The sequence below is a fragment of the Yersinia sp. LJYL362 genome, from assembly GCF_048323875.1.
In genome coordinates this window covers 1-9,963 of record NZ_JBLWEX010000083.1, presented here as the reverse complement: position 1 = coordinate 9,963, position 9,963 = coordinate 1, and the positions used below count along the sequence as shown (strand labels likewise).

Genomic DNA, 9,963 nt, shown 5'->3' with positions numbered 1-9,963 from the left:
TACCGTTTAAGATCATGCCGACAAGTATGATGAGAACTACCCACCAGTAATCTGCGAGCCAATGCATGGTTAAATTCCTTTACCTGTCATCTTTCAAATTGCTATGTGTTAACCGCAGCTTGAAATCGATTAGGTATCGTTATAAATCGTGAAAAAATCATGGGTAAATGACCGGTAAGCCACTCACCACCCGCCACATCCTGTGATTGCCAGGCTTCCAGCAGAATGGCCGGGGTCAATAAATGTTCCGCAGTGACCGCCAGAGGGCGGTAACTCAGGTGCCAAGGTTCAGCGGCAACGCCGCCGGTGTCTTCACTAAAAGGCCGGTAAAAACCAAACTCTGCCATATGTGCATCAAGCCATTGAGTTAGCGGATAAAAATACCCACCCTCCTGGTATTCCCACGGCTCCAGTTGCAATTTTGCCTCCACAGGTAACAGTGATGGGTCGTAAATATCCAAATCACTGCCCCAATGGTGACGGCTGGCCCCCGGCAGGGCGGACCAACGCAAAATAGCTTCACAACGGCTGGCGGCATCAAGCTGAGAAATGTCGATCGGATGACTGTCTTTATCTAATACTGGTCGCTCACCGCGAAATTTACCATTCCAGATAGCCAATTGGCGCTCAAAATCGCGAAAAGTGCTGGCTGGCTGCAAATCAAAACCCGCCACTTTAGCGGCCTGTTGCAGGGCGAGAAAGGCAGTAACAGCCTGTGGCTGCATGCGGTGGTTACCGGTTAACACCACCAAATGTTCCGTTGAGCGCCCGGTAACCATTTGTGGTGTCAATGTATTAGCTGTCATGCAATAAGTTGCTCCATGATTCTCTGATACATTCGGCTCAGCAGTTGTAAATCAGCAGCGTGAACACATTCATTCACTTTATGGATTGTGGCATTAACTGGCCCCAATTCAACCACTTGCGCGCCCATTAAAGCAATGAAACGGCCATCAGAGGTACCCCCGGTGGTCAACAGTTGCGGCGTTATTTCGGCATAATGCTCGACGGCATTAACTACAGCATCAACCAGTGCGCCACGTGCGGTTAGGAAGGGCTGGCCAGACAGAACCCATTCCAAGGTGTAATCGAGTTGATGGCGCTCCAGCAATGCCTCAACCCGCTGCTTAATCATGCTGTCAGTCAACTCAGTGCTGAAGCGGAAGTTGAACTGCACATAGAACTCACCGGGAATCACGTTATTGCTGCCAGTACCGGCATGCAAGTTGGCAATCTGCATACTGGTGGCAGGGAAAAACTCATTGCCTTCATCCCATTGTGTCGCTACCAATTCATTCAGGGCAGGCATTGCGCGGTGAACCGGATTGTCAGCCAGATGAGGATAAGCCACGTGGCCTTGAACACCGTGGATGCGCAAATTGGCAGTGATAGAGCCTCGGCGGCCATTTTTCACCACATCACCGACGCGGTCGGTACTGGATGGCTCACCCACCAGGCAGTAATCCAGCCGCTCATGGCGCGCCATCAGGGCGTTAACCACTTTAACGGTGCCATTAATCGCTTTGGCTTCTTCATCGGAGGTAATCATAAATGCCAGGCGGCCTTTATGATGCGGATGTGCGGCAACAAAGCGCTCAGCCGCCACCACCATGGCCGCCAGCGAACCTTTCATGTCAGCAGCACCGCGGCCATACAGCATGCCATCGCGAATGGTTGGCTCAAATGGCGGGCTGCTCCAGTGGCTTTCATCACCGGTAGGAACCACATCAGTATGACCGGCAAATGCCAGTGTCTCGCCTTCGCCACGCCATGCCCAGAAGTTGAGGGTGTCACCAAAATTCATCGGTTCGACAGTAAAACCGATAGCCTCTAAACGCTGAATCATGATCTCCTGACAGCCCGCATCATTAGGGCTGAGCGACGGGCGTTTAATCAATTGTTGGGCCAAGTCGATTACTGGACAGATCATGTTATTGCACCTCAATAGCGTTTTGGTTATGGGGTCTGTTTTGTTGAGGAAGATGTTGCTGAATAAACTGTTGGTAAGTTTCTATTTTGAAACCCAGCAGCAGCTCACCATTGGCAGCTTCGAGTAGGGGGCGTTTGATGATAGCGGGCTGTTCCAGCATCAGCAGTTTGGCCGATTGCCCATCAGTAATAGCATCGCGCTGGGTGGGGGGCAATTTACGCCAGGTTGTGCCGCGAGTATTCAGCAACGGCTCCCAACCCAGTTTATCAATAAAACCTTGCAGACGTTCGTCACTCAGTCCATCTACGCGATAATCGTGAAATTGATAGGCCATGTTTTGTTCTTCCAGCCAGCGGCGGGCCTTTTTTATGGTGTCACAATTCTTAATGCCATAAAGGCGCAATAATGGGGTTGCTGGGTTATCTGACATGGAAAAATAATACCTCGGCTAGAATGGCGCGATTATGCAGGATAAATACCAGGCCAGTCACTGATGTGGCTGCCTGGTTTGTCCATAATGCGGGAAAATGGGCTATGAATCCAGACAGCTATGGGGTGTTTATACCCGTCATCCTTCAAACTGCATATGCGTTGGCTGCACTCAATTACCCGAATCACTTACTTATGTAAGCTCATCGGGATTCACTCGCTTGCCGCCTTCCTGCAATTCGAATTATTTTGGGTATAGCGCGTAAATGCGCACGTGCAGTCGAGGGATTTAGCCGATTCGGTCAAGGTCAGCGGCATATTGGCGAATAGCTTTTTGGTAGAGGCTGATATCTTGATGGTTCGAGGTTTCAGCCAGCAATATCAACAGTGCTGCCACCGCTTCTTTGGTTTCACCCAAATTGTACAGTGTCATGGCACGAAACAAGGTTATCTCTTTTGCTTGTGGAAAACGGGTCAATGCCGCGTCAAAGGTATTTAATGACTCCTGATATAACCCCAGCGCCCGATAAGTGCTACCCAGCCCAAGATAGGCTTCCTGTAGTTCATTTCCCGTCAAATCATGCTCGATAGCCGCACGATAGAAGGGGATCGCTTGCAACTCTAGCCCTTGCACATCATAAAGAGAGGCAATTTTATACAGCAGGCTAGCGTTGTCTGGGTCGCTGCGCAGTAAATTTTGCGCCATTGCCACTGCATCATCGTAACGGCCCAACTCTTTCAGCGAATCAATAGAGTGCTTCATGGTTTTGCTCTGTGGTTGACCCATAAACAAGGTGTATCAATGAGCACGCTACTCCGGAATCACCTCACAGGCAAGCAAAGTGGCGGTTTACTCACTAATCGGCCTATTTTGTATTCCACTTTAATTATTATGGATAATTTTATTGAGTGATAATGACACTAAGTTAAGGTTAAAAAACGAGCACCATCACAAAATAGGAAGACAAAGAATTAACTTCATTGCTAATCAATGGATATTGAATATATGTTCATGATTGGTTTCATAAATGTAAATTGGAGTTAATTCTATGTTACGGAAGATTAAAGTGTTTATGATCAAGGCAGTGGCACTGGCGACGTTCTCTGTGTCCATTCAATCCGCCGCGCAACCCCCAGTTTATTACCCCACTGATTATCAAAAAATTGTCGAAGGTGCCCAAAAAGAGGGCAAAGTGGTGGTGTATGCCTCCACGGATATTAAGGCCGCCGCCCCGCTAATTAAGGGGTTTGAAGCCGCCTATCCGGGGATTAAAGTTGAATATAACGATATGAATAGCACCGAGTTATACAACCGTTATATCAGTGAACAGGCATCGGGCAGTGGCAGTGGTGATGTGGTGTGGAGTTCCTCTATGGATACCGCCCTGAAATTGGCTATCGATTATGCGCAGGAATATCTCTCGCCAGAACAGCAAGAATTGCCCACATGGGCAGTATGGAAAAACAAAGCCTATGGCACCACTTACGAGCCGGTGGTGTTTATTTATAACAAGCGGTTGATAGCGCCAGCCGATTTCCCGACCACCCACGCCGCACTGGCAAAATTTATCGCCAGTCAGCCGGATAAATTCAAAAAGAAAGTCACCACTTATGATATCGAAAAGTCAGGTTTAGGATTCATGCTGTCAGTACAGGACTTCAAAGCTGATCCTAATTATTTCGCAACTTTGGCGGAGATGGCCAAAGGGGGGCTGACGGTGCAATCGTCCACTGGCACGATGATGGAAAGAGTGTCATCCGGCGAAAATCTGATTGGTTTCAATCTCCTTGGTTCTTACGCTGAAGCCCGGGCCAAAACTGACCCTTCCCTTGGGGTTGCCTACCCGCAGGACTACATCCTGGTGCTGTCGCGCGTCATTTTCATCAGTAAAAATGCAACTAATAATAATGCGGCCAAACTGTGGCTTAACTATGTATTGTCCGAAAAAGGCCAAACCATTTTGGCTAATCAGTCCGATATTCCTTCCATCCGCAATGATATCGACGGCAGCAATGACATCGACGGTATGACCAAAAAACTGGGGGCAGCGCTCAAGCCTATCCCGGTTGATGAAAGTCTCTTGGAATATATGGAGCAGGCTAAGCGTCTGGACTATATCAAACAGTGGCGTCTTGCTGCCGCGAAATAATGGCATCCTCTGGTGCGTATGGCTGATGGGCGGTGCGCACCCCTGATTTACCCTTTGTTATTCATGGATATCTAACCCACAGGACTCATTATGAAAGCATTGCGCAGAAAGTGGCAGGGCTTGCCGCGCGGCTTGGTCGTGTTGATAACAACATTGGTTATCTACGTGCCGCTGTCATTTATTGTGATTCAAAGTTTCCTTTCTGCCCCTTTTTTCTCCCCCGCCAAAGTGCTCAGCTTCGAAGCATTCCGCTTTATTTTTGCTGATCCTGATTTTTATAAAGCACTGAAAAGCGGATTTATTCTGGCGTTCGGGCTGGTGGTTATTGCTATTCCTCTGGGGGGGATCCTGGCCTTTCTGATGGTCAGGACGGATTTACCGGGGCGGCGGATAATAGAACCCTTAATTCTGGTGCCTATTTTTGTTTCCCCAATGGTGCTGGCGTTTGGTTACGTGGTGGCGGTCGGGCCGGTGGGCTTTATGTCCCTGTGGGCTGAAGCCTTACTCGGCGTGGTGCCGTGGAATATTTATGCCATGTCCAGCATTGTGGTGATTGCTGGGCTAACACATGTTCCCCATGCTTATTTGTATATCTCATCAGCATTACGCAGTGTGGGTTCTGATGTTGAAGAAGCTGCGCGCACGGCGGGTGCCACGCCTCTACAGGTCATGAGTTCAGTGAGTTTGCCGATGGTGCGCCCGTCAATCCTCTATGCCACGGTATTGCTGTTTTTCCTTGGGCTGGAAGTGTTCGGGCTGATGTTGGTATTGGGTGATCCTGAGGGCAACCTGGTGTTGGCAACTTATCTCTATCAGTTGACCAATAAACTGGGCACCCCGTCTTATCACCTGATGGCTGCGGTTGCCGTGGTGCTTATCTGCATCACTATTCCGTTAGTGATGTTACAGCGCGTATTGATGCGCACGGCGAACCGTTTCGTGACAGTCAAAGGCAAAGCTTCTCAGGCGCGGCTCTTGCCGTTGGGCAAATGGCGTTGGGTAGCGGGGGCCGTGGTGGCCTTTTGGCTCACCGTCACTATTGGCGTCCCCCTGTTGGGGGTGGTGCTGCGCGCCTTTGTGTCTAACTGGGGCGTGGGGATATCCATCTGGGATGAGTTATCCATCGAGACTTTCCGCACTATTTGGCAGCAACCTAATCTGTTGCGCGCTATCGTCAACTCAATGGCTATCGGGGTGTTCGGCGGGGCGCTGGCGGTCATCTGCTATCTGTTTATCGGTATTGCTATGCACCGCAAACCGGATGGCGTCACGCGCTTTCTCGATTACAGCGTGCTGGTGCCGCGTGCGGTTCCGGGCTTGCTGGCGGGGCTGGCATTCCTCTGGGTCTTCCTGTTTTTGCCAATGTGGCTGGATAACTCGTTGAAAGAGGGCTGGTTATCCGTCTTACCGATGGCTGAATGGCTGCGGGAACATCTGGTGGTGTGGCTCCGTTCTTTGCGTAGCACCATCTTCAGTGTGTGGTTGGCCTACACCGTGGTGTGGATGGCCTATGGCCTGCGGCTGATTTCCTCGACATTGCTACAAGTGGGGCCTGAGCTGGAAGAAGCGGCGCGCAGCAATGGTGCGAGCCGGGGCCAGGTTACTCGACATGTCACCATTCCGTTAGCCCGCTATGGTCTGATTGGCTCATGGCTGCTGATGTTCCTGATTTTTGAGCGCGAATATTCCACCGGGGTTTATCTACTTTCTCCGGGGACGGAAACGATCGGCTCAATGTTGGTCTCACTGTGGGCGGCAGGTGCCATTGATATCGTCGCCGCACTCTCCTTTATTAATATCCTGCTGGTGGTGTTGGGGCTGGGTATTGCACTGCGCTTTGGAGTTAAATTAAATGATTGAACTTTCAGTAGATAACTTGCATTTAACTTATGGCGATAACCCTGTATTGAAAGGGGTATCGATGCAATTAAAACGGGGCGAAGTCGTCTCACTGCTGGGGCCATCGGGGAGTGGAAAAACGACGTTATTGCGGGCGGTTGCCGGGCTGGAGAAACCGGTACAAGGGCGCATTATCATTGGTGAAAATACCGTTTATGACGGTATGTCGCGCCACGAAATCCCCGCCGAAGAACGCAATCTGGGCTTGGTGTTTCAGTCTTATGCTTTGTGGCCACATAAAACGGTGTTTGAGAATATTGCTTACCCGTTGAAATTACGCAAAATCTCGGCGGTGGAAATCACCCGGCGGGTACAAAGCGTACTGGACCAACTGGGGCTGGGGGAATTGGGCCATCGTCATCCTCACCAACTTTCCGGTGGTCAACAGCAGCGCGTGGCTATTGGTCGAGCACTGATTTACAACCCGCCGGTGATTTTACTGGATGAGCCGCTGTCGAATCTGGACGCCAAACTGCGCGAAGAAGCGCGGGTATTCTTGCGCGAATTGATCATTAAACTCGGCCTTTCCGCGCTCATGGTCACCCATGACCAAAATGAGGCCATGGCAATTTCGGATCGTATCTTATTGCTTAATAATGGGAAAATTGAGCAGCAAGGCACGCCACAGGAAATGTACGGCTCCCCCTCGACGTTATTCACCGCTGAGTTTATGGGCAGTAATAACCGCCTACATGGCAAAGTTACGCAGGTGCATGAGGGTAAGGCGCGAATCGAGGGTAAAGATTGGGCTTTGTGGGGATGGGCGGGTGAGGGGGTGATTGCCGGTCAAGAGGGGACGGCGGTGATCCGCGTAGAGCGCGTCTGTCTGGGGGATGACCCGGATGGCAACCAACTGACTTTACCTCTGCTGACCAGTATGTATCTGGGGGACCGCTGGGAATATCTGTTCCGCACGGCGGCCGAGGATTTTGTCATCCGTGCTTATGGCGCGGAGGTTGGTCAGCAAGAACTCTGCCAACTTTCTTTGCCGGTTGATCATTTATGGGTCTTCCCCAAAGTGTAAATCTGCCTTGCAGTAATAATAAACTGGGTGACCCCCGGCCTGCTTCCCCCAAAGCAGGCCGATTAATACCCGCCTGTTTCTCATAGGCTGGTTCTCAATTTTGACTGTTCAAAAAATAGGCGTATAATCAGTGGCGATAATTAGAGAGGAAGTTATGGTTGATTTTGAGTTAGGTACGTGGAAAGAGTTTATCGATGCTATGCTGCGCAAGGCATAAGCGAATAAACCAGCAGTAAGAATTGTTCTCTTTTGTGGTTTTATCGATTTATTTAATAACACACCAAGGGGCGAGGATTCGCTCGCAGAAAGGCAGAAACTTCATCGCTTCTGCCTTTTTTATGCCCGTCATCTTTCAGGTTTCAGATGTATTGACAGTGACGGTAGAGGTTATTCTTTGGCGCGCGGTGGTCGACCTGGGAATCGGCGGCGTACCAAAACAAAGAACAGCGGGACGAAGAAAATGGCCAACACCGTGGCTGATATCATCCCACCCATCACACCGGTACCTACTGCATGCTGACTACCAGAGCCCGCCCCTTGGCTGATTGCCATCGGCAGGACCCCAAAGACAAATGCCAGTGAGGTCATCAAAATGGGCCGCAGGCGCTGGCGGGAAGCCTCAAGTGTCGCCTCCACCAAATCTTTGCCTTTATTGTTCAATTCACTGGCAAACTCGACTATTAATATAGCATTTTTGGCTGATAGCCCAATGATGGTCAGTAACCCAACCTGGAAATAAACGTCATTTTCCAAGCCCCGCATCCAGGTTGCGGCAACCGCCCCAATCACCCCGAGTGGCACCACCAGCATTACCGAGAAAGGTATTGACCAACTTTCATATAACGCCGCCAAACACAAGAACACCACCAACAGCGAGATAGCATACAGGGCAGGAGCTTGTGAGCCAGAGAGCCGTTCCTGGTAGGACATCCCCGTCCATTCGAGGCCGAATCCATTAGGCAGTTGTTTGACCAATCCCTCCATTACATCCATAGCAGTACCGGTACTGACTCCCGGTGCGGCTTCGCCGACGATTTCTAATGCAGAATAGCCGTTATAGCGCTCCAGCCGCGGCGAGCCATATTCCCAGCGGGTAGTTGCAAAGGCGGAAAAAGGCACCATACTGCCGCTCTTATTGCGCACATACCACTTGTTGACGTCTTCGGGCAACATACGTGCGGTGGCTTCAGATTGAACATAAACCTTCTTCACCCGGCCTCTATCAACAAAGTCGTTAACGTAAGTCGAGCCCCACGCCGTTTTTAGTGTGTTGTTAATATCATCCAATGACACCCCCAGCGCTTGTGCTTTACGCTGATCAATATCTACCTGCAATTGTGGGCTATCATCCAACCCATTATGCCGAACGCGTGTCAGCGCGGGGGCTTGGGAGGCCATTTGCAGTAACTGGTCACGGGCGGCCATCAGTTTGTCGTGGCCTAAACCGCCGTGATCTTGTAATTCCATATCAAAACCCGACGACCCCCCCAACCCTGAAATGGCCGGAGGGCTGCTAACGGAGACTTTGGCTTCGACGATTTTATTAAAGACTTTGGTGGCGCGTTCAATAATGGCAAATGACGAATCATTACTGTCTTTTCGCTGCTCCCAGTCAGATAGTCGGATGAACAAACGTGCGACGTTTTGACCATTTCCGCCAGGGCCAGACCCCACAGTAGCAAACACTGACAGCACGTTATTTTTCTCTTCTGTCAGGAAGTAATTCTCGACTTTCTCAACCACTTTTAGGGTTTGTTGCTGAGTGGAACCGACTGGAAGTTGCACTTGAGCCATAAACACGCCTCGGTCTTCCAACGGCAAGAATGAGGTCGGTAACTTGATAAACAGCAGTGCCAGCCCCCCCAACAGCAGTAAATACAGCAACATATATCGTACGCTGTGGTGCAGCACGCGTGCCACGCCCCGCTCGTAACGGTGCGCATTGCGGTCAAACATGCGATTAAACCAACCGAAGAAACCGCGTTTGGCGTGATGATGCCCCGCTTTGACGGGTTTGAGCATGGTGGCGCAAAGTGCCGGGGTCAAAATCAAAGCCACCAGCACCGAAAGCACCATGGCGGAGACGATAGTAATGGAGAACTGGCGGTAAATAGCCCCGGTGGTGCCACCGAAGAAGGCCATTGGGATAAACACGGCTGACAGCACCAAGGCAATCCCCACCAGTGCGCCCTGAATTTGGCTCATGGATTTGCGCGTGGCTTCTCGTGGATCAAGCCCTTCCTCGCTCATCACGCGCTCCACGTTTTCCACCACCACGATGGCATCATCGACGAGTAAACCGATGGCTAACACGATGGCGAACATGGTTAAGGTATTAATGCTGAATCCGAATGCCGACAGTATCGCGAAGGTGCCCAATAGCACTACTGGAACGGCAATAGTGGGAATCAGTGTGGCGCGGAAGTTTTGTAAGAACAGATACATCACCAGGAAAACCAGCAAAATGGCTTCCAGCAGTGTTTTGACCACGTCTTTAATGGAGGCTTTCACAAAGGGGGTGGTTTCATAGG

At 50.6% G+C, this 9,963-nt stretch carries 8 protein-coding genes and 1 pseudogene; 3 read left to right on the top strand and 6 right to left on the bottom strand.

Annotation, left to right across the window (positions count from 1 at the left end; genetic code table 11):
* From ACNSO8_RS03555 to ACNSO8_RS03535, 5 genes and pseudogenes are all read right to left on the bottom strand, one after another.
* Nucleotides 1-67 (bottom strand): annotated as a pseudogene (locus tag ACNSO8_RS03555) (hypothetical protein); the annotation flags it as partial.
* 34 nt (nucleotides 68-101) lie between these two features.
* Nucleotides 102-806, bottom strand: coding sequence for a M15 family metallopeptidase (locus ACNSO8_RS03550; RefSeq protein WP_418393844.1), 705 nt, complete (start codon nucleotides 804-806; stop codon nucleotides 102-104).
* Nucleotides 803-1,930 carry a succinyl-diaminopimelate desuccinylase gene (dapE, locus tag ACNSO8_RS03545; RefSeq protein ID WP_418393843.1) on the bottom strand — a complete coding sequence of 376 codons (1,128 nt, stop codon included), beginning with the start codon at nucleotides 1,928-1,930 and terminating at the stop codon, nucleotides 803-805. Before dapE ends, ACNSO8_RS03550 begins: the two co-directional genes overlap by 4 nt.
* 1 nt (nucleotide 1,931) lies before the next feature.
* Nucleotides 1,932-2,360 (bottom strand): ArsC family reductase, encoded by a 429-nt coding sequence (locus ACNSO8_RS03540; RefSeq protein WP_418393842.1) that lies wholly within the window; start codon nucleotides 2,358-2,360, stop codon nucleotides 1,932-1,934.
* Between the two features lie 288 nt (nucleotides 2,361-2,648).
* Nucleotides 2,649-3,122 carry a tetratricopeptide repeat protein gene (locus ACNSO8_RS03535; RefSeq protein WP_418393841.1) on the bottom strand — a complete coding sequence of 158 codons (474 nt, stop codon included), beginning with the start codon at nucleotides 3,120-3,122 and terminating at the stop codon, nucleotides 2,649-2,651.
* A 286-nt stretch (nucleotides 3,123-3,408) separates the two neighbouring features.
* Between ACNSO8_RS03535 and ACNSO8_RS03530 the strand changes: the two genes are divergently transcribed.
* From ACNSO8_RS03530 to ACNSO8_RS03520, 3 genes are all read left to right on the top strand, one after another.
* Nucleotides 3,409-4,509: an ABC transporter substrate-binding protein gene (locus tag ACNSO8_RS03530; RefSeq protein ID WP_418393840.1), complete on the top strand. Its 1,101-nt coding sequence runs from the start codon at nucleotides 3,409-3,411 to the stop codon at nucleotides 4,507-4,509.
* Nucleotides 4,510-4,599: 90 nt separating this feature from the next.
* Nucleotides 4,600-6,369, top strand: coding sequence for an ABC transporter permease (locus ACNSO8_RS03525; RefSeq protein ID WP_418393839.1), 1,770 nt, complete (start codon nucleotides 4,600-4,602; stop codon nucleotides 6,367-6,369).
* Entirely contained in the window at nucleotides 6,362-7,432 is a 1,071-nt protein-coding gene (locus ACNSO8_RS03520; protein WP_418393838.1) for an ABC transporter ATP-binding protein, read from the top strand. Before ACNSO8_RS03525 ends, ACNSO8_RS03520 begins: the two co-directional genes overlap by 8 nt.
* 387 nt (nucleotides 7,433-7,819) lie before the next feature.
* Here the strand turns inward: ACNSO8_RS03520 and ACNSO8_RS03515 are convergent.
* On the bottom strand, nucleotides 7,820-9,963 hold a 2,144-nt coding region (locus ACNSO8_RS03515; RefSeq protein ID WP_418393837.1), incomplete at its 5' end, for an efflux RND transporter permease subunit.